Source organism: Neolewinella persica DSM 23188 (genome assembly GCF_000373105.1).
Lineage (GTDB): Bacteria > Bacteroidota > Bacteroidia > Chitinophagales > Saprospiraceae > Neolewinella > Neolewinella persica.
This window is the reverse complement of the sequence record NZ_KB890417.1, coordinates 112,576-132,531: the sequence shown is the minus strand read 5'-3', so window position 1 is coordinate 132,531 and position 19,956 is coordinate 112,576. Positions and strand designations below refer to the sequence as shown.

Sequence of the window (19,956 nt, the reverse complement as noted above, 5' to 3'; positions counted from 1 at the left end):
GTACTCAGGATTTAGCATTCATTACTCAGGATTCAGTATTCTGGGTACAGTACTCATTTTCATCAAAGTATACTCGATTTAAACGATACGGTAGGGGTACTCCTGAATGCTGAACCCTAAATACTGAATCGTAAAACCTGAATCCTGAACCCTAAAATCTGAGTCCTAGAACCTGAGTCCTGAATGCTCAGACCTGAATCCTAGAAACTGAACCCTAAATACTGAATCCTAAAACCTATCTTCCCCCCATGATCGATCGCCTATACATCGCCGCTACCTCTCAACATGTGGGTAAAACAACTTGTACGCTTGGCCTTATGGCTGCCATTCGCGCCCGGGGTAAGAAAGTTAGTTATTGCAAACCCGTTGGCCAGGAGTTCGTAGAGCTGGGAGAACTCCGGGTAGACAAAGACGCGCTCCTCTTTGCCCGTGGGATGGACTTTGAACTGAGAGCGGAACTCCACAGCCCGGTCATTATTGGTCGGGGCGTAACGGCCAAGTACCTCGACGACCCGACGGGGTTTGACTTTACCACCAGCATCACTAAAGCCAGTCGGAAGTTGCAGGCCGAGAACGACTTCGTGATCTACGAGGGCACGGGGCATCCGGGAGTGGGCTCCGTCTGTGACATGAGCAACGCGCAGGTTGCCCAGCTGCTTGACGCTCCGGTTGTCATGGTGGTAGAAGGAGGGATCGGTAATACCATCGATAAGCTAAACATGAACCTGGCCATGTTCCGGGAGCGTCGGGTACCGGTGCGTGGCGTCATTGTCAATAAAACGATTCCGAAAAAGCTGGAGAAGGTGCGGCGCTACGTCGATATTTACTTGCAAAAATTAGGTATCCCTCTGTTGGGGGTCTTACCGTATGAGAAGTCACTTTCCAGTCCGATCATGGCCACCATCCGTCGGGCGCTAAAGGGGAAAACCATTTATCACCGCGACCGGCTCGATAATCAGGTAGAGAACATCGCCAGTGGCAGTTTGCTGGCGCAGGCGGAGGTAGAGAACCTGAAGAATCTTCTTATCATTGCCAGTAATCGTCGGCTGGAGGAGGCATTAACCGTGCTACAGGAAATCCTCAAAGAACGGGAACTTCCGGGCAGCACCATTGCCGGTATTGTGGTTACCGGAGCGGACAGCCAAAACCCTGATTTACCTCACCTCGATTTCATTAACGAATTCCAGATTCCTGTCGTTTCCTGCGCATTGGATACCTACGGCGCTGCCGTAAGAATAAATCAAATGGAGGTGAAGATTAACCTCAAGACGCCCTGGAAGATCCGGCGGGCAGTAGAGCTTATTGAGGAGAATGTGGATATGGATTTACTGTTGTAAGGTGGCTTCTCGCCCACTGTATTGTTGCGCGCTGAATTTACCATACGTACTGCTAATAAACATGAGTCATCCCGAATTTTGCCACTTAAACCTCCCGGATAAAAGCATCAAGCTCGCCCTCTCCGGCCTGCGGTAATTTTTTACGCAGTCGGTACTTGGCTTTGTACAGGCTGTCTTGCGAGATGCTGAGAATAGCCCCAACTTCCTGATTGTTGAGTTGCATTTTTATCAGGGCAGCGAGTCGTAGCTCCCGTGGAGAGAGGGTTTGTTCTGCGGCGGCTTTCAGCCGCTCTTCAAAGTCTCCGTGGACGCCCTGGAAGTAGGAGCGGAAGTTGGCCCAGTCCTGGTCGATGCGTTCTTCCGAACCGAGCTCTCGCAGCATACCATCCAGCTTCTTGCGGTCGTCCGGTCGTTCGCCCTTGATCTGGCGGATTTCTTCTCTGAGCTGATCGAGCAACTGGCCCTTCTGGGCCATTTGCAGGGCGTGGGTGCTAAGTTCTTTTTGGTGCGTCTTCAGCTCGTCGGCCAGCCGTGCTTTTTCCAGTTCCTGCCGCTGGTGCCGCTGGCGATAGCTGTACCAGCCGGCGGTGAGCAGGGCCAGTAAGGCTATCAGTCCCCCGATCAGGGCGGTTCGTTGGAGCTTTTCAGCGCGGGCCTGGCTTTCCAGCAGTGCCAGTTGATTTTTTTGCTCGCTGATGAGGCGTTCTTTCTTTTCGTTTTCGAAGAGTAAGGTGAGGCGGGCCACTTCTTCCCCCAGCTCCTTGTGGTATAGGCTGTCCTGAATTCCCTGTCGAATTACCATGTAATCGTAGGCCTGCTCAAAATCTCCCTGCTTACTGGCAACGATGGCCAGCTGGCCATAGGCCCGGTGGATCAATTTGGTCTGGCCTTGCTCTTCGGCCATTGCCAGGCCCTTCAAACCATTGCTGCGAGACTGGTCATATTTTTCTAAATTGAGCTGTACGCCAGAAAGGTAGGTGAGAATTTCTGTCGTTACCCGGCCGAGGTCTTTATCCGCTAGGGATGCTTTTGCCTGCAAAAATATTTGCTCGGCCTGCTCATAGTCTTCATTACTCCAGTATACATTCCCAATTATTTTCAGTACGTCCACCACCAGGTCTTCGTATTGGTTTTCCTGTACAATGGCCAGTGCCTCATTGCCGTAGGCCAGGGCGCTCTCAAACTTATTCATGGCCTGGTGGCAGGTTGCCAGGTTCATCAGACTTAGCGAAGCGTAGTACTCGTCGTGGACCCGTATGTGGAACCGGTAACTGCGTTCGAAGAATTTTGCGGCCAGGCTGTCCTGGTCCATGTTCATGTAGTTGAAGGCGATTTCCTCCTCCGCAGCGGCCATCCGGGAGGAATCTCCGGCTTGCAGTGCTAATTCGTAACCAATGGTGGCCGATTTAATTCCCTCCGCCGGGTTTCCCTGTTGCCTTTCAATGGAGGCTTTCATGGTATTCACCGCACTGCGTTCCACTAACCGGGAACTGACCTTGAACCTGTCGTCGGCCAGGGCAAGGTAATGCCTGGCCGAGTCATACAATCCTTTCTCTTGTTGCAGAATGGCGACGTTGAAAAGCATAATCCCCTGCATCCGGCCTGAATTACGTGCCTGATAAATGGCCAGTGCTTTGCGGTAAAAAAACATCGCACTGTCGCTTTTTCCAGCGTAGTCGCAGGTGACGCCCAGCCGCTGGTAGCCCGCCGCGGTCAGCTTAGCGTCGTCCCTTTCCAATCCTTCGCGGATCATTTGGCGAGTGTAGGCGTCGGCGCGGTTCAGGTCTGATCCGATTGTCGCATCCCACAGATAAACCAGGGTGTAAAGCCGCATCGTGTCTTCGGGTGGCAACTGCTCAAGGGCTTTTTCCAGGCTGTCTACTCTGGATTGATCCTGGGCGGTCATCAGTACACTAAAGAGTAAAAAAAGCACCAGGGATAAACTTCGACGCATAGGTGTGGGAGGGATTGACTACTTGTAAATGTACGGGTTTGCGGAATTGTGCCGGGCCAACACGCTGCGATGGGTTCCGTCGTCGGCTGTGCCAACTTCCATCGCCCATCGCTACAGGAAATGCCCTTTTAGGGCTGACGGAGCATGCATTGCTCTTCTACCGATTTCAGCACCTGCGGCCACGCCCCTTAATTCTCCTTCTTTAAAACCATCATCAGCGAATCAAGAAACTCCCCGGCTTTCCTCGATAACATCTTCAGTTCAGTAGAATCAACCGTAGTTGAATAGGAATCAATCAATGATTTAATGTTGAGTGGAGTACTTAGCGAATCTTCACTATTGATCATCTCGCCGGCCAGTGAATTTTCAATTGTGATCGCTTTTGCGCCCAGTAAACTGGTAGTTTCAAGATGGAAAATTGCCTCTCTTCCTATGTGAAATTCTTGCTCTACGTTTAGGGTCAACCAGCAGGTTAATTGCTCATCCAAAGCTACGTCAACCAGGGTTCCAACCTGGAGGCCGCTGATGGTGATCGGGGTTCCCGTTTGTACACCAGCCGCGTTCTCTGTGGGCACATAGATGGTTGTTCCCCGATCGCAGGAACAGAACAAGAGTAAAATAGGAGTTAGAAGTAATAAGGCTTTAGTCATCTTTAGTTGCTTTTTATTTGTCGCGTAGCGACTGCACTTGAGTTGCCTGGGACAAAGAGGAACGACGCGGTCCCAGGTAACGAAAATGCCCTCATTATTTGACGACGCTTAGCGTCGTACCGCTAGCGGTAAGTCCGTTATCCCGGACTTCGTCCAGGGTAGCTATTGTGTATTCGCTACGCGAAATTTGGGCCCCTCTAAATTTCTAAAAACCTAAAGTACACTGTACCAGATCAAAGTTATGCTTGAGAAAATTTGTTTTCCAGTGTTATATGTTGAGAATAATAGCAGTTGGAGTATAGGTGTTTATGACAACCCTGAAGAACTTGTTTATGTGCCGAATGGCTCTATATTGTTTTATAGTGGACTTTTGTTGGTCTCGGGCCAAGGGAAAAGTTACAAGATAATTTCAGCATACGGGCTAAGATAATAATCAACTGAAGACTTAATTCGCTGTCCCCATTTCATTCAACGTCCTTTGTACCCTGCGGCCGCGCCAAATTGGTACTTTGAGCCCCTAACAGACCAATAGTTCCAACAGGCTAATGAAACTAACCCGCTTAACCTTATACCCTTCTCCCATCGCGCTTACCGCGCCCTTTGTTATCTCTCTGGGCCCACTCACCCACGCCAACAACGTACTGGTGCGCGCAGAAACGGATACCGGCCTGGTGGGGTGGGGTGAGGCCAGCCCCTTTCCCACCATCCACGGGGAAACCATGGCTGGCGCCATGGCCGTCGGCCGCTTTTTAGCGGAGCAACTCCTTGGGGCTGATCCGGCCGATCCAGCAACATTTACCAGCCTGCTCGATCGGGCTGTCGCGGGCAATTCCTGCATCAAAAGTGCCTTTGATATCGCTTGTTACGACCTAGCTAGCCAAGCTGCCGGGGTACCGCTTTACGCTTACCTCGGTGGAAAAAACGATAAGGAGTTGCACACCGATTACACCGTTAGTTTGAGCTCCGTTGAAGAGATGGTGGCCAAAGCCAGATGGGTAAAAGACCAGGGCTTTCCGGTGATCAAGCTCAAATTAGGGGCGGGGCCGCAGGATGCAGAGCGGGTTCGCATGATCAGCCAGGCGGTGGGCAAGGACGTTCCCCTCCGGCTGGATGCGAACCAGGGTTGGACGCCAGACCTGGCCATCGAACTGCTCTGTGGCATGGCCGATCTTAATATCCAACACTGCGAAGCACCCATTCCCCGTCACGATTTTTTGGAACTCCCCCGTATCCGTGCCGCCAGCCCCATCCCCATCATGGCCGACGAATCCTGCTGGGATCACCGGGATGCCCGCCGGTTAATCGACCTGAAGGCCATCGACAAAATCAACATCAAGGTCAGCAAGTCCGGTGGTTTGTACAAAGCGTTGAAAATAATGCGCATCGCCGAAGCGGCCGGCGTCCCCCTGCAAATCGGCGGATTCCTCGAAAGCCGCCTGGGCTTCACCGCCGCAGCCCATTTGGCGCTGTGCAGTCCGCAGGCGGTCTACTACGATTTTGATACACCGCTCATGCAAAGCAAAGATCCGATGGCGGGCGGAATGACCTACGGCCCTGGCGGGCGGATAATATTGAATGATGAATCTGGGTTGGGGGTAAGGCCTTTGGCGGCTTACCTGGACAAGCTTGATGCCGTGGTCGTAGATAGTTAGTGTACCCGTAATATCTTGGTCGCGATCGTTCGTCCGCGTTCATTTCGTAGACTGTACATGTACATCCCCTGAGGCAATGCACTTACGTCCAGGTTCAAACGGGTTTGGTTACCGAGGGGCGTAAACTCTCTGGATTTGACTTTTTGCCCCATAGTATTAACGAGGCTAAGGAAGTAGCGGCCTCGCTCCAATCCTTCGATTTCAAAAGTTGCCAAATCGGTGGCGGGGTTCGGGAATACCCGGATGGATGCTTGCAAAAGCGCCGGGCCACCAGTAGAAGTAGATGTTGTCGGCTGCTTGTATTCCATATTTTGTACGACTCCCGTTTCACCATCGGTGATGAATTCCACGATGGGGTCAATCTCTCCCGGACTCCAGTAGGTATAAGTGGTGGTAGCGGGCTGTTGGCCCAGGAACGGGGCAACCTGTGGTGCTTGGGCAATGGCGAGTGCCGTAACGTCTCCCCAAAGTTGGAGGGCGTTGTTTTTTGCTTCCAGGCGGATGTAGATGTTTTCATTGCGCCGTTCACGCAGTACCTCAAAGGTGTTCGTGCCCAGTACGAGGGTACCATAAGCGTCGGCCAAATCTTCACGGTTGGAGATCGTGGTGATGCGCAGAGAATCGATACTTGTAACTACTGGTCCTAACGCTTCCAGTACTGCTTCGGGGAGACTGTCCGTGCCGACGACAATACTGTTGGACGTTTCAGTTGTGAAAACGTCCTGGTAGGTCAGTGGCGCCCGTCTGGTTGGCCGGGAAGGGGTGACGGCTGCGGTAATATCCAGATCCGGGAATAGCGCTACCTGGGTCTGTACGCCAACCAGGTCAAAGGAGGTCTCGGTGATCTTGTAATAGCTAAGGGTGCCGTTAAACGCAAGAATCTTGACATCAGCAATAGGGAATAAGGTGTCCCCTTCAGTACTTACTACTGCCTGTAAACGAGCGCCTTCGGCGACTGGTGTGCCAAAGTTCCATTCCCGGTCAATCCCTGCCGACAGCTGATTGAGGCCAACAGCATAAGTACTGTCGGCGGTTACAGTACGTAGCGTATCCCCTGCCTGCGGGAAGTAATCCGAAGACAACGTTACCTGCGCCGTGAGTGATGCCAGGGAAAAGAAGCAAATTAATACGGGTAAGAGTTTATACATACCGAAAATGTGTAGATAGGAAGAGCGAAACCACAATATACGGGGTTTGGAAGGGGGCTTAGGGCAATTAGGGTTTAATTAACTTATAAAATCGCTTCGCGCTTTGTTGCAGAGGTCGCTACGCTCCCGTTGCAGGGTCGCTACGCTTCTTGTTGCAGTACGCCTTCGGCGCGTTGCAGGTTGCAGCTACCGCTCTCGCTTCGCTCGTGGAATTCTCGATTAACTTCGCTGCTGCCTGCGGCGGTCTCGATTGGTGATTCTCGATTCTTGATTGGCTGCCGCACGAGATAGCTCTGAGTATAACTTCGTTCGTGAAACAAGGCGATTTTTTCAAAGAAAAACCTGAAAAAATTTGGCTGAGTTGCCTGCGGCACTTTTTTTGCAACTCCTGCAACTCCTGCAACTCCTGCAACTCCTGCAACTCCTGCAACTCCTGCAACTCCTGCAACTCCTGCAACTCCTGCAACTCCTGCAACTCCTGCAACTCCTGCAACAAAGTTCGCGAAGCGAACTACCTATCCACCCGCTCATAAGCCCCCGCATCCGGGCTGTCCGTATCCCGGTCAACGCCCAACAGGTCGATGGGGAATGCTGGCAGGAATTCTCCCAGGTCACGGGCAAGACTCAGCGAATCCAGTTGGTAATTGTCCTGTTCAATGGATTGGAACAGCGGATCATTGAAGGTGAGGTTTATGCACCCGTTGCAGATGGACTCGTAGAAATCGGCGAAAAGGCCGTCCTGACTGTCGAGAAAGCCCTGGTCGGTGCGGACGATAGAATTGTCGATCCTGACCCGGAACTGAGCGGGTTCCATCCCTGCGAAAATGTCGAGAAGCCCAAGTTCACTTCCCCGTGAACCACTGATGATGGAGTTGCGGATGTCAGCGACCATCGGTGCAGCGATACAGATTTGGCCGGAATCATCGCAGCTGAAATTGGTGAGGACCAGGCCGCTGGCGTCGACACCGTAGTTGGCGATTGTTGTATGGTCCATCATAAGGTTACCGCCCTTAACGAACTGTATGGCGTTGCCTGAATTGGAGTGGAAAACGGAGTTGCTTACCGTTACGTCCGACTGGTAGGCGGAGATGGCCGGACCGCCAGAATAGGCGATGATGGAATTCTCTACGGTAACCTCAGCTGCGCTATCGATGGTAATACCGACGATGGCATTCAGCAGTTGGGTGTGCTCCAAACGATTGTCTGTACTTCCCGGGCCGAGGATCAGGCCACGGTATTTGGAGGTGGATTCGGCAAATGCTGACTCGAGCCGATCGGTTCGAACGATGACCGGATCTTCCAGCGTACCGAGGAGCTGGAGACTGCCATTGGGTTGGGTGAAGATGAAGCCGTCGTTGAAAAAGCCACCGAATTGCACGTCGTTACGCTGAACGCCACCGTGGAAGTATATCCTCGTGCCGGGCAGGGCCTGCACAATACAGCTGTCGATAAACATGGACCCGTAAATGACGGTTGGTAAATCAACGGGTAAGGTGGCAATACCGTTGGCACAGGTGATGCGGAAAGGAACACCCCGATTGAAGCCGTTGATGTAGTTGGCATTCTGGCCGAAGGCCAGCAAAACGACATCTTCCCGGACGTTGCCCATTTCAAACACCAAACGATCTTCGGCGATGAAGGGGCTGGTTTCTTCCGGCTCGGTTGGGTCTACTTCCACTTCGACGAAGACGAAAATGCTGTCATTCCCCCAGATCACGACGTCGTTAGCTTCGGGGCCGCGGGTGCCGTCAACGTTGAAAATAAAGTTTACACCGGTTTCTCCGTCTACGGTGATCCGGTCAATCTTGACTGGCTGATCCTGGTCGTTGTAGACTTTGAATTGGCGCGTGGCAGACCCTCTGGCGGTAAATACGGTGTCGAAGGCCACGGTGTCCTGGCTGAAACGTATTTGCACGGCATCGCCGGTGACGAATTGAGTGTCTACTTCACAAGACGCGAAGAGTAAAATCAGGAGGACGGCGAAAAAGCCGGAAAATTGAAGGGAGAGTTTCATCTGGTCGTATGCTCTTAGGGGCGGGCAAAGGTACGAGGTTTGGGCGGGTAGCGTTCCTTGCTCCTTCACTCATTTTTTGCACCTGCGTGCGCGCCACTTACTCCTTAACGGCGGAAACATGATTTTCGTGGTATGTGGCAGTATTTTAATGCGCGGAGTGAATGAGGAATGGTTGCATGGGCTGCCGCCAGTGCCGTTCACTACGCTGTGCTTGCTCACCTTTAGCGTGAAGGGCGCAGCACGAGCGGAAGCGAGCATCCATTTGCGGTAGCTGTTATCTTATTCATTCATTCACTCACTCCTTGCTTCATTCACTTTTCGAACCACAGTACCCGGCCAGGTCCCCCGGCTGAGGTTGAGCAGGACCTCCTGACGGCGCCCATTGCCAAGCAGTACCGGGATGTCTGCATTGGCCGTCTGAATAGCTACCTCTAGTTTCGAGGCCATTCCTCCACGCCCGAAGGACGTTTTTTTCTCCTGCACAAATCTGAGGACGGAACTATCACCGGCATCGACTTCTTGAATCAGCCGGCTATCAGCTGCCTCCGGTGGCCCGTCATACAGCCCATCAACGCTGGAAAGAATTACTAACGCGTCGACTTTCAGCATCCTCGCTACGAGGCCAGCCAGCTCGTCATTGTCTGTAAACATCAACTCGGAGACGGCCACCACGTCGTTTTCATTTACGACCGGAACCACATCGTCAAGCAATAAGGCACGAAAACAGTTGAGCATATTATCTGCATGGAGGTCATCCCGGAAATCCCCCTTGGTCGCTAGTACCTGGGCACAATAGAGGCCATGCCCGGCAAACAGCTGCCGATACAGCTCCATGAGGCGAACTTGCCCTACAGCACTAAGTACCTGCCGGCGGGCCACTTCTCCGAAGTCCTCTTGGGCGCCCAGCACCTCCCGTCCGGCACCTACTGCGCCGGAGGATACCAGTACGAGGCTAATGCCCGCTCGCTTCAGTCCGGCAATTTGGTCAACAAGATGGCTGATGTTGGTAACGTCGAGCCGGCCATCAGGCCGGGTAAGCACATTGGTGCCGACTTTGATTACGAGGCTTTTGTACATGGCGCAAAAGTACAACGCGCTTCGCTCAGGTTGCAACTTGCAACTTGCAAGAGTTGCAAGTTGCAGGAGTTGCAGGTTGCAGGTTCGCTGCACTCCGGTTACAGGTATAAGTTAATTACCGATGACGAGCAAAGCGAGCTGCCTAGTGCGGTAGCTGCAACCTGCAACCTGCAACTTGCAACCTGCAACCTGAACGCAGTAAACAAAAAAGCCCGCTCTCGGTAAAGAAAGCGGGCAGGGCTCGATTGGTTATTTCATGGTGTTAATCTAGAAAAAATGTTGTTCATTAGTGTCTCTCATGAAAATAGAATTCGCTTAATAGATTATCAGGTAAAAAGTGCTAAATCATAATGGATAACCAATCTAACTTGTTCCAAATGTAAGCGCTTGCCCCTTCAGGGACAAAGGGCATCGTACGAACGGTTGTTTTGATTCCACTAGTGGTTGTATTAATGCCAATTTGATGAGCCAAGTGCCTAAAACAAGTCCAATCGGGGCTAATTGTGTTTTAAGTCAACGAGAAAGACTTATCAGTCGGCTTTCAGCCAGGCTTCTACTTCTGCCCGGCGACGGCGGCTCACGGTAAGCCTTTTTTTGGTGGTAAGCTCAAGTTCCCCCGCGCGGTTCATCCTTTTGACAAAGTTACGATTCACGAGGATTGAGCGGTGAATGGGGTAAAAGTCATGATCTGCCAACATCTTTCGGTATTGACCGATGGCATAAGATGAAAGACGGGTACCATCTTCCTTCAGGTGAATTCTCGTATACCGTTCTTCCCCTTCACAGTAAACAATACTGCCCGCCGGTACAAACTCGACGCCCCGGTCGTGCGGGATACCGATCTTCTTTTTGGAGCTGTCCGATGTCTTTAGGTTCTCCAGTAGGGTTTCCAGGCGTTGTTCATTGTTCTTTTGCCGGATGCGCTCTTCTGCTACCCCAATGGCTTCCGCAAGCGGTTTCCACTCAACGGGTTTCAAAACATAGCCAAGAGCTGCACAACTAAAGGCCTGAATGGCGTAATTGCTCTGACTGGTGACGAAGATTATCTCCGGCCGATTCCCTTTTTTTAACTGCCTTATGAGGTCGAAACCGCTTCCGCCGGGCATCTCAATATCGAGAAATATCAAGTCAGGCTTTACGGTTTCGATTTTTTGGAGCCCATCGCGAATATTGTCTGCCGATCCGGCAACCAAAAGGTTCGGATGTTTTTTACGTAGCATACCGTGTAGCTCAATAATAGCTGCCGGCTCGTCATCAATTAGAATTGTAACCAAAAATGGGTGTGTTTAAAGGTAAATGTAGGCAGAAACTAGCTATATTCGTGTAGGCCCCCTTTTAGGGGCTTCAACATCAGGGTATTTTCTTTGCTATGTCTAAAAGTTTTTTGTTCTCTCATTTTTTGTTGTGTACGCTTTGGCTGCTAAGTGTACAAATGTCTGCGAGACCGGTAGGGCTGGGCGTGGGAGACACCCTGGTGAACCATTATACGGTTAAGGACGGTTTGCCGAATCGCACCGTAAATAGTTCAGTTCTTGATAAAGACCAACTGTTATGGATCGGGACTGATGGAGGAATCTGTAGAGCCGATGGTAACCGGATCACTTCTTTTCTAAAAATCCCCCAGTTGTTCAATGGAACGCTTCGGATGGGAGAAGAAGGGTACCTGTATTCCATACCTCCTAATTATCCTGACTCCGTTGAGGTGTTTGACCCCGGCACGTTGGAAGCTTTTGGCGACCGGTTGGGGGAGAAAAAGGGAGGTTTCTTCGGTGGCGCCAGCCATCAGATCGGCAAAGCCCTGTATTATGGACGGGGCAGTACCATCTTCAAATACCGGCCAGGTGCCGAACCAGTATCAGTCTTTAGCTTAATGCAAGAATTGATGCAGGGAGATAAGTTGATTTACGCCGGGCCGGAATCTTACCTGCTGTACCGTAAGGCAAGCCATGAACTTATTGAAGGCAGACAAAAAGGGCAGCGTCAAATTCCACTGCCTACTACACTTTCTCCTATTAAGATCTATCGGGATAGAAGTGGCGGTATCTGGTTCAGTTCCCCTGATGGATTGTTCTATGCTTCCGTTGCCGAAGCTGCGTTCTCCCCGGTACCTGGTTTGGCTTCGGGAGAAACGGCCAATTTTTTCATGGAGGATGTGGAGGGAAATCTTCTCATCGGGTACCGTAACCCCTTATATAAAAGGATCAGCAGCCTTGAAATGATCACCCCGGAGGGTCGTCGGTCAGCAAGTTGGCTGAAACGTATCGATGACCGGATCATCTCGATTTCGGGGGAGGATTTTTCCCGGGAACTAAGGCTAAATACCTCGGGAGGACTATTTCATATCCGCCTGCCACCGGTAACGGAGAATCCATTTCGACGCTATCTCTACCGCATCCTGCCACCGGGAAAATTCGGCCATCTCATGCGCGGCTTCACCGCAGATGATGAAGGGAATGTTTACGCGAACAAAGACTCGCGAATGCCCTATTGGTTTCGGGTCGACGCAGTTACCGGATCACTCGACTCCATTGCAATGATTGAACCGGATGGCTCTATTGCCGATCATTATGGCTGTGGTAACAACCTGCTTAATTATCAGGGAGATATTTTTGGCTTCAGCTGTGACGTGGACGGAGAAACCTACCAGGGAACCATTTACCGGTACCGCCCCGCCGACAACAGTTGGAGGCGATGGGATGTCCCAGAAAAAAACCAGGTGGTACGCTGGATCACCAATGGGCGATCTTCAGAGGAATTATTGCTGATTACGGAACATAAGATAAATCACCTCAAGGGCCAGTTGTATTATTTCTACCCCTCCAGGGATTCCTTCTCTCTGATCAAAACAATGGGGCCTGAGTATGATGTTCTGGGATACACCAAAGGTGCGGCCCGTGATACTAGCCGGAACTGCCTCTGGTTTGGGACCGATGCTGCTTTCTATCGTTTTGACTTTGCCACCGAACAACTTAGTAGCTACTACCTGGAAGGTGGAAAAAATACCGCCATCACCGATGTCGTAATTACCCCTTCCGGCGACCTGATGCTGTCCACTTTACAACGGGGTGTTCAAGACTTTAACCCGGAGACGGGCGTTTTTACGACTGTTGGTGGGGTCATTGAACCAGGACAGGAACCTCCCGACCCCCGGGGATTTTTGGATCTTCCTAGTAATGATATCGCTGCCACGCGGGTCACTAAGGAAAAACAGTTGCTGATTTTTAGCTTTAACGGACTCGCCCTTCACGGGCCGCACGAGCAGATCACCACTGTCTTTACTACCGAAGATGGTTTGGGAGATAACGAATTCAATACTGCTTCTGTCTTTTTTAATGAAAAAGACGAGCGTTGGTACGCGGGAGGGCTTAATGGGTTCGTATCTTTTAAGGTAAACGACATAAAACCGGAACAGAGCCCTTACCAACCGGCGCTGACTGCTTATCGTATTCTCGACAAGAACGTAGGGTACGAAACCATTCATCATCTACCCGCTGGTTGGAAAGGTCCCTTGGTATTACCCCCATCCGTTATCTACTGCGCCTTTGACTTTACGGTACCCAATTTTTTTGCTGATGGGACTCGCGAATACCGGACTTTTTTAGAAGGGTTCGACCCCGATTGGACGGTACGGACGGAATCTCCCACCGTCCGGTATACGCAGCTAAATCCCGGAGAATACACCTTCAACCTCCAGGCCTATGATGGTGAAGGGCGCAGAACCGCTAAAATGCGTGAGATAAAAGTATTGGTTCAAAAACCGTGGTACCTGACTTACTGGTTCTTAACGGCCTGTTTAATCTGCCTGGGATTGCTGATCTATGGCATCTATAATTATCGGATGAACCAGCTGAAGACCGCAATGGAGACCACCCGTCGTTTTCAGAGCCTGGAACTCAGGTCGCTCCGCCAGCAGCTCAACCCGCACTTTATTTCTAATGCCATGAACGCTATACGGGAATATATCCAGCGGGAAGAGGCTACTGATGCGGCTAAATACCTGACGGACTTCTCTCTGATGATGCGCAGCTTCCTGGAGTCTTCCCGTCGCCGGTTCACCTCCGTAGCCGACGAAGCTGATATGTTGAGCCGCTACATCAACCTGGAACAACTCCGGTTCCCCGGCTGCTTCACCAGCGAAATAACGATCGATCCGGAAATTGATCCCGACATGGACGAGGTACCTTCTTTGCTCCTTCAGCCAATCGTGGAGAATGCCATCAACCACGGTCTTTGCCCGCTGAGTGGTGGGGGCAAATTGAAAATTGACTTTTGTCTGGACCCGGAAGACGACGATGTTTTGATCTGCACCGTTTCAGACAACGGAGTGGGGCGGAAAATTGCCGCAATGCGCAAAGCACCCGACGATCATGTGTCTCGTGCAACCCAAATCCTGGCCGATTGGCAAAACCTGCTGGCGGAGAACGAACGTATCGATTTATCGATCAATATAACCGACCTCTATCCGGAGCGGGAACATACAGGAACGGTAGTCACTTTGCGCATCGAGGCTTCTTCTGTTTAGCATTTTGGGCAAAAAATCGGTATCTCCGGAATAAGCGCGAAGCATCTCAGATTAGTGTTGACCACTTTTTTTATACCAGCACGAGTAACTGCGCCCATTATATCTTTGCGAAATGCGTAAATACCAATGGCTCCTTGCATTTATGGCTTTGGCCGTCGTTGCCCGCTGGGGTTCCTTTTTCATCTCCGTCATCAATCATGACGAGAGTACTTACATTGTTATTGCCGACGAAATGCTGCGGGGTGAAGTTTACCTCCGGGACCTGATCGATACCAAACCGATTGGCATATTCTGGATATATGCAGCGCTGATCAAATTGACCGGAGGCAGTATCCTTGCACTCCGGATTGCGGCTTCCTGTGTGGTGGGGCTGGGGAGCTTTGGCCTTTTTATGGCGGGAGAAAGAGTAACTGGCGGCAAAAATTTTGTTGCTTCCGGCGGCACCCGTGTCGGAATTGCAGCGGGCCTGATTTATCTGTTTATCTGTAGCCTTTTTACCTACTACGGCGTATCACCAAATACGGAGATTTTCTTCAACGTGTTTACCATCGCTTCGGTAGCTTTGGCAGTGGCACCACGCCTCAATTCGCGTTCAGCGGACCCCGCCTGGCACTGGCCGGTTACCGGTTTTTTGCTGGGGCTGGCGATGATCATCAAGCCCTTTGCGGCGGCAGAAGCCTTAGCCATCGGACTATTTATGGTTTGGTATTATGGTCGTCAGAAAGCCTGGGGCCGCATCATCACTTCAGGAGCAATGCTGGTGGGCGCATTTGCCCTGCCGTTGCTCTTCGTCTATTTGTATTACCAGCAGTTGGGAATGCTTGATCAGCTGATGTTCTATACGTTCGACGTTAGTGCTGCCTACCCGATAGAATTGCCCTGGTACCTGCGACTTAAATACATGGGCGACTACCTGTTGCGTTTTTCGCCATTCGTGATTTTGGGCGGCGGCGCGCTGGTGCAGGCATGGCGTTGGAGGAGCAGGGAAGAACCCAACAATAAATTATTACCTTCTTTATTAGAGCGTGAAAAGCTTCAATGGGGAATATACCTGCTGCTGCAATTCGCGCTCGTTACCGTTGTCGTACTGCTGACCGGCAAACGCTTCGGCCACTACCAGGTCCAGTTGCATCCCGTTGTGGCGCTGCTCGCGGCAATGTGGTGGGCTCCAGGGACGACGGTTTTCCCCTGGCTGCGGAGACCCGGTCTGCGCAAGTATTCCTTTGTCCTCATCTTTTTGGTTGCCAGTATGTTGGGTACCGCCCACTACTTCGCCTACGCAAAAAAACGGGATGAGCCGCCGAAGATTGCTGCCTATTTCAAGGATAAGCTGGGCGCCGATGAAACCATCTTCATCATCAACGGCTTCCAGATCAGCTACCATTTATTGGACAAGCCAGTACCTACGCCCTATATCCATTCCTCCTTGTTGTTCTATGACCACCACGTCCGCGCTTTCCAGATCGACGAAGTTGCCGAAGCAAACCGCATCCTCAACGACCCGGCGGTCCAATACCTCGTTCGCCGCCGCGAGGACGCTAACGCCGAAACACCGCTGACGGAACGTCTCCTGCCAGCCTTCGAAGAGGTCGATGAAATTGGGGACCGGTTGCTGGTGTATCGCCGGAAGAGAATGGAGTGAATGGGAGAAGGGGTGACTGGTGGAAAGGGCTGCCAGGTACCATTCGTGGCGCTTCGCTTACTCACCTCAGGAGTGAATAATGGAATGACCGAATAAGTGAATAAGGTTCCGCTGTTGCCATTCGCGGCGCGTCGCTTGCTCACCTTCGGGGCAAACGGATGAGAGAAGAACGTTATGTCGCTGATAACCGGACACCCGACAACTTGACAACTCGACAACTCGCCATAATTCCGTACTTTCGCCGTCCGCCCGTTTTAGGGGGAGAAAAGTACTTTCGAACCGACGGACCACCAACAAATAGACCAATAGCACAAATAGACCAATATGGCTGAGCACAAGATCATCTTCTCCATGGAGCGCGTCTCCAAAACCTTCCCGGGAGCCTCCAAAAAAGTACTGAACAACATCTGGCTGAGTTTTTACTACGGTGCCAAGATCGGTGTACTCGGTCTCAACGGTTCCGGTAAGTCGACCTTGCTGAAGATCATTGCAGGTATAGACAAAAACTTCCAGGGCAACGTGGTCTTCAACGCCGATTACAAGATTGGTTACCTGGCGCAGGAGCCTGAGTTGGACGCCGAAAAGACCGTCCGCGAAATTGTGGAAGAAGCCGTGCAGGAAACCGTCGACCTGATGAAGGAGTATGACGAGGTGAACATGAAGTTCGCCGAGCCGATGAGCGATGATGAGATGAACAAGCTCATCGAACGTCAGGGCGAACTGATGGAGGAAATTGAAAATCGTAACGGCTACGAGTTAGACAATAAACTCAATACGGCGATGGACGCCCTCCGCTGCCCACCCGATGACGCCAAAGTAAGCGTCCTCTCCGGAGGAGAACGCCGGCGCGTAGCGCTGGCCCGGCTACTGCTCAGTAATCCGGACATCCTGCTGCTGGACGAACCTACCAACCACCTCGACGCCGAGTCCGTCCATTGGCTCGAGCAGTACCTCCAGAGTTTCAAGGGTACCGTCATCGCCGTAACGCACGATCGTTACTTCCTCGACAACGTCGCCGGCTGGATCCTCGAACTGGACCGTGGAGAAGGCATCCCCTGGGAAGGCAATTACTCCAGCTGGCTGGAGCAGAAATCTGATCGCCTCAAGCAGGAAGAAAAAACAGAAAGCAAGCGGCAGAAGACCCTCAAGCGAGAGTTGGAATGGATCAGAATGGCACCGAAAGCCCGACAATCTAAAGGTAAAGCCCGTCTGGCCGCCTACGATAAAATGTCCCGCGATGAAGGCAAAGAACGCGAACAGAACATGGAAATCTTCATCCCACCGGGCCCCCGCCTTGGCGACGTTGTGATCGAAGTGGAGAACCTGACCAAAGGTTTTGGCGATCGTGTCCTTTTCGAGAACGCGACCTTCAATATTCCGAAGAACGCCATCGTCGGTATCCTCGGCCCCAACGGTGTGGGTAAATCTACTTTCTTCCGCTTGCTGACTAAGGAACACGAGCCCGACTCCGGTAACATCAAGATTGGTGAGACCGTGAAGATCAGCTACGTTGACCAGAGCCACGAACAGCTCGCCAATAAAGAACAGACGATTTACGACGTCGTCAGCCAGGGCCACGACATGATCGATGTAGGGAACGCACAGGTAAACGCCCGTGCCTACCTGAGCCGCTTCAACTTCGCCGGTGGCGACCAGCAGAAGAAAATCGGCATGCTCTCCGGCGGAGAGCGGAACCGCCTGCAGCTGGCCATGACCCTCCGCGAAGGCGGTAATGTCCTCCTCCTTGACGAACCGACCAACGACATCGACATCAACACCCTGCGTGCGCTCGAGGATGCGCTCGACAGCTTCGCCGGCTGTGTCCTTGTCATCTCTCACGATCGCTGGTTCATCGACCGTCTGGCCACCCACATCCTCAGTTTCGAGGACGAAGGCGAAATCCAGTTCTTCGAAGGTAACTACAGCCAGTACGAAGCAGCTAAGAAAGAGCGTCTGGGAGACGTTACGCCTAAGCGGCCGCGGTTTAAGAATGTGATTAACCGGTAGTTGGCCTATTGGTATTATTGGTCTATTGGGGCTATTGGTTTGTTGGAGTTCTGCACCAATAATACCAATAGCCCCAGTAGACTAAATCACCACCCCCCCGAGCCCCCGCCCCCACCAACGGAACCTCCGCCGGCACTGCCTCCCGAACTACTTGGAGGGCTGGAAACTGCTCCGTAAGCCGTATTCATCTTACTCCCAAAACCAGGCATCATAAATGGGTACATATGCATGCTGTGCCGGCTACGATCATTGTTGAGCGTACCCGCCAAATCCGACTGTAAATCCAAAGCCCAGTTGTTTTCAATGCCGAGAGCGATGGCGTAGGGTAGGACCGATTGGAAATACTCCTCCGTCATCTCCGGCGCACCAGAAATGCCCCGCCGCTCTTTTTCCGAAAGCTTCAGGTATTGCTTCATCGCCTTGATCTCTGCCCATAATTTCACCTTGTCTTCCGAAGGTTTCCGGATCAGCCAGGCGTAGAGCGGGGTGCCGACGATCAACAGCGTGACGGCAAAAATGAATAGGACGATGCCCAGGTTCTCGGCATGGTTAAGAAATATTGCTGCGCCGACCACTGTAGCCAGCATGATCAGTCCGTAGGGAAGGACCTTCCAACCGTTTCCTCCTTCTTTGAGGTAATCAGCGTGCTGTTCCTTCAGGCTTTTATTATGTGCTTCGGTAGCTTTGGCGAGGCGTTTATCGTATTCTCCGTCCAGATCAATGTCTCCCATATTGCGGAGATGATTATAGAGCGCTATTTGCTCAGGCGCGAGGTCCTGGTGTGTTTCGGGATCTTTTTGTAGCGGCCGGAGGACGAAAATCTCTGAAGTGGAAAAAAGACCACTGCGTTCTTCTTCGTCAATTTTCAAATAGCCTTTAATGGCCAGGTCGGTCAGAGAAGCAGTAAGCTGAGTCTGGCTGGGCATATACGAATTAAGGTAATGCATGCTGGCGGCAGAAAGACCGCGTGGGGCGGTAAACTGCGGCCCTACTTCCGGCGTCGGAGGGTCAATACCATGGATCTGCCAGGTCCGGTAGCCGTACATCAACGCGATCAGCATACCAATAAAGCTGATGTATTTCGTCCCGCTTTTTTGCAGGGCCGTAGGGGGTGGTGGTGGCGCCGGCTTAACGAACGACCCTGTAGGGAATACGGCGGCGATGATCATGCCTTCTCCCTCAGCAAGTTGCCGGGAGAGGGTATAGGTGATCTGGTTGCCGTTTTTCACCATTTCGCACGCCTGTTCGGTAGAGCCAAAGCTACCCGTATAGCAGACGGTACCCAGCACGTTCATTCCACCGGGGACCGTTAAGGTCAGGCTGGCGGCCCTGATCGGTAGCCGGGTGTCGATGCCGGCCAGCGTCCAGCGTACCTCTTCGCGGTCGTCGAAAAAATAAATCTGTTTGGGGGCATCGTAGGTGAGGCCATAACGATGGGGCCCCGGATCAAGCCGCCGGTCTTTACTGCCGAAGTAAACGACTTTGCTGTCTCCCTCGTTTTTGGTGTGGTAGTCTTCGCTGCTACCGTCCCGGCTAACGGATTGGATGTCATAATCGAATCTTTCCATCTTATCTACGTCGTCTCCGATGGGCCCGCGCGGCAGCGCGCGGGTGATTCCCCGCTTGATCACCTTACCACTCGAAATTACCGAAATGTCTTCGTTGACGTTGAGCGTACCGTCCTGTTGGACGGTGACAGCAACGTTGAATTGGCTGAACTCCTCCCTTTGTGCCGTGATAAGCAGGGGTAGAAAAAGTAAACAAAAGATAAATAGTCTCATTCCTGGGTATTTGTGCTTCGCTAAAGTGGGTATTTGCCGGTGGGCGGGCAAAGGGGATCGACGTACGTAAGGGAATTGACGCCTAAGTTAGGAATCAGGAACTGGATAATGGAGAGATTAGCTCCCAAAAAGTGACTTTGCTACTTACTCAACGTCCCAACAGCACAAAGAG

Annotated in this window: 13 protein-coding genes; 5 read left to right on the top strand and 8 right to left on the bottom strand. The window is 51.9% G+C overall.

All coding sequences use genetic code 11. From position 1 onward, the window contains the following. The first annotated feature begins 248 nt into the window (after window positions 1-248). Window positions 249-1,337, top strand: a complete 1,089-nt coding sequence (locus B036_RS0104755; RefSeq protein ID WP_020567545.1) for an AAA family ATPase — start codon at window positions 249-251, stop codon at window positions 1,335-1,337. An 85-nt stretch (window positions 1,338-1,422) separates the two neighbouring features. On the opposite strand, the gene B036_RS0104750 is transcribed toward B036_RS0104755, so the two are convergent. Beyond that, on the bottom strand, window positions 1,423-3,291 hold the full coding sequence (locus tag B036_RS0104750) for a tetratricopeptide repeat protein (protein WP_026231702.1): 1,869 nt from the start codon (window positions 3,289-3,291) through the stop codon (window positions 1,423-1,425). A 188-nt stretch (window positions 3,292-3,479) separates the two neighbouring features. Beyond that, entirely contained in the window at window positions 3,480-3,941 is a 462-nt protein-coding gene (locus B036_RS0104745) for an MlaD family protein (RefSeq protein WP_026231701.1), read from the bottom strand. Window positions 3,942-4,486: 545 nt separating this feature from the next. Here B036_RS0104745 and B036_RS0104740 point away from each other — a divergent pair. Further along, a complete protein-coding gene (locus B036_RS0104740) occupies window positions 4,487-5,593 on the top strand; it encodes a mandelate racemase/muconate lactonizing enzyme family protein (RefSeq protein WP_020567542.1) in 1,107 nt (368 codons plus the stop codon). On the opposite strand, the gene B036_RS0104735 is transcribed toward B036_RS0104740, so the two are convergent. The 5 genes from B036_RS0104735 to B036_RS0104710 form a co-directional block, all read right to left on the bottom strand. After that, the gene (locus B036_RS0104735) at window positions 5,590-6,741 is read right to left on the bottom strand and encodes a T9SS type A sorting domain-containing protein (protein ID WP_020567541.1); all 1,152 of its coding nucleotides are present in this window, start codon (window positions 6,739-6,741) and stop codon (window positions 5,590-5,592) included. The genes B036_RS0104740 and B036_RS0104735 overlap by 4 nt on opposite strands. 118 nt (window positions 6,742-6,859) lie before the next feature. Then, entirely contained in the window at window positions 6,860-7,237 is a 378-nt protein-coding gene (locus tag B036_RS34075) for a hypothetical protein (protein ID WP_020567540.1), read from the bottom strand. A gap of 15 nt (window positions 7,238-7,252) precedes the next feature. Further along, entirely contained in the window at window positions 7,253-8,755 is a 1,503-nt protein-coding gene (locus B036_RS0104725) for a right-handed parallel beta-helix repeat-containing protein (protein WP_020567539.1), read from the bottom strand. Window positions 8,756-9,046: 291 nt separating this feature from the next. Then, window positions 9,047-9,832 carry a glutamate 5-kinase gene (proB, locus tag B036_RS28085; protein WP_020567538.1) on the bottom strand — a complete coding sequence of 262 codons (786 nt, stop codon included), beginning with the start codon at window positions 9,830-9,832 and terminating at the stop codon, window positions 9,047-9,049. Between the two features lie 530 nt (window positions 9,833-10,362). Further along, window positions 10,363-11,106 carry a LytR/AlgR family response regulator transcription factor gene (locus tag B036_RS0104710; RefSeq protein ID WP_020567536.1) on the bottom strand — a complete coding sequence of 248 codons (744 nt, stop codon included), beginning with the start codon at window positions 11,104-11,106 and terminating at the stop codon, window positions 10,363-10,365. A gap of 95 nt (window positions 11,107-11,201) precedes the next feature. Here B036_RS0104710 and B036_RS0104705 point away from each other — a divergent pair, with 95 nt between their 5' ends. From B036_RS0104705 to ettA, 3 genes are all read left to right on the top strand, one after another. Beyond that, a complete protein-coding gene (locus B036_RS0104705) occupies window positions 11,202-14,354 on the top strand; it encodes a histidine kinase (protein ID WP_083926133.1) in 3,153 nt (1,050 codons plus the stop codon). Between the two features lie 112 nt (window positions 14,355-14,466). Beyond that, window positions 14,467-15,996: an ArnT family glycosyltransferase gene (locus B036_RS0104700; protein WP_020567534.1), complete on the top strand. Its 1,530-nt coding sequence runs from the start codon at window positions 14,467-14,469 to the stop codon at window positions 15,994-15,996. A gap of 324 nt (window positions 15,997-16,320) precedes the next feature. Beyond that, on the top strand, window positions 16,321-18,003 hold the full coding sequence (gene ettA / locus B036_RS0104695; protein ID WP_020567533.1) for an energy-dependent translational throttle protein EttA: 1,683 nt from the start codon (window positions 16,321-16,323) through the stop codon (window positions 18,001-18,003). Window positions 18,004-18,089: 86 nt separating this feature from the next. Here the strand turns inward: ettA and B036_RS0104690 are convergent, their stop codons facing one another. After that, entirely contained in the window at window positions 18,090-19,784 is a 1,695-nt protein-coding gene (locus tag B036_RS0104690; protein WP_020567532.1) for a DUF2207 domain-containing protein, read from the bottom strand. Between the last annotated feature and the right edge of the window lie 172 nt (window positions 19,785-19,956).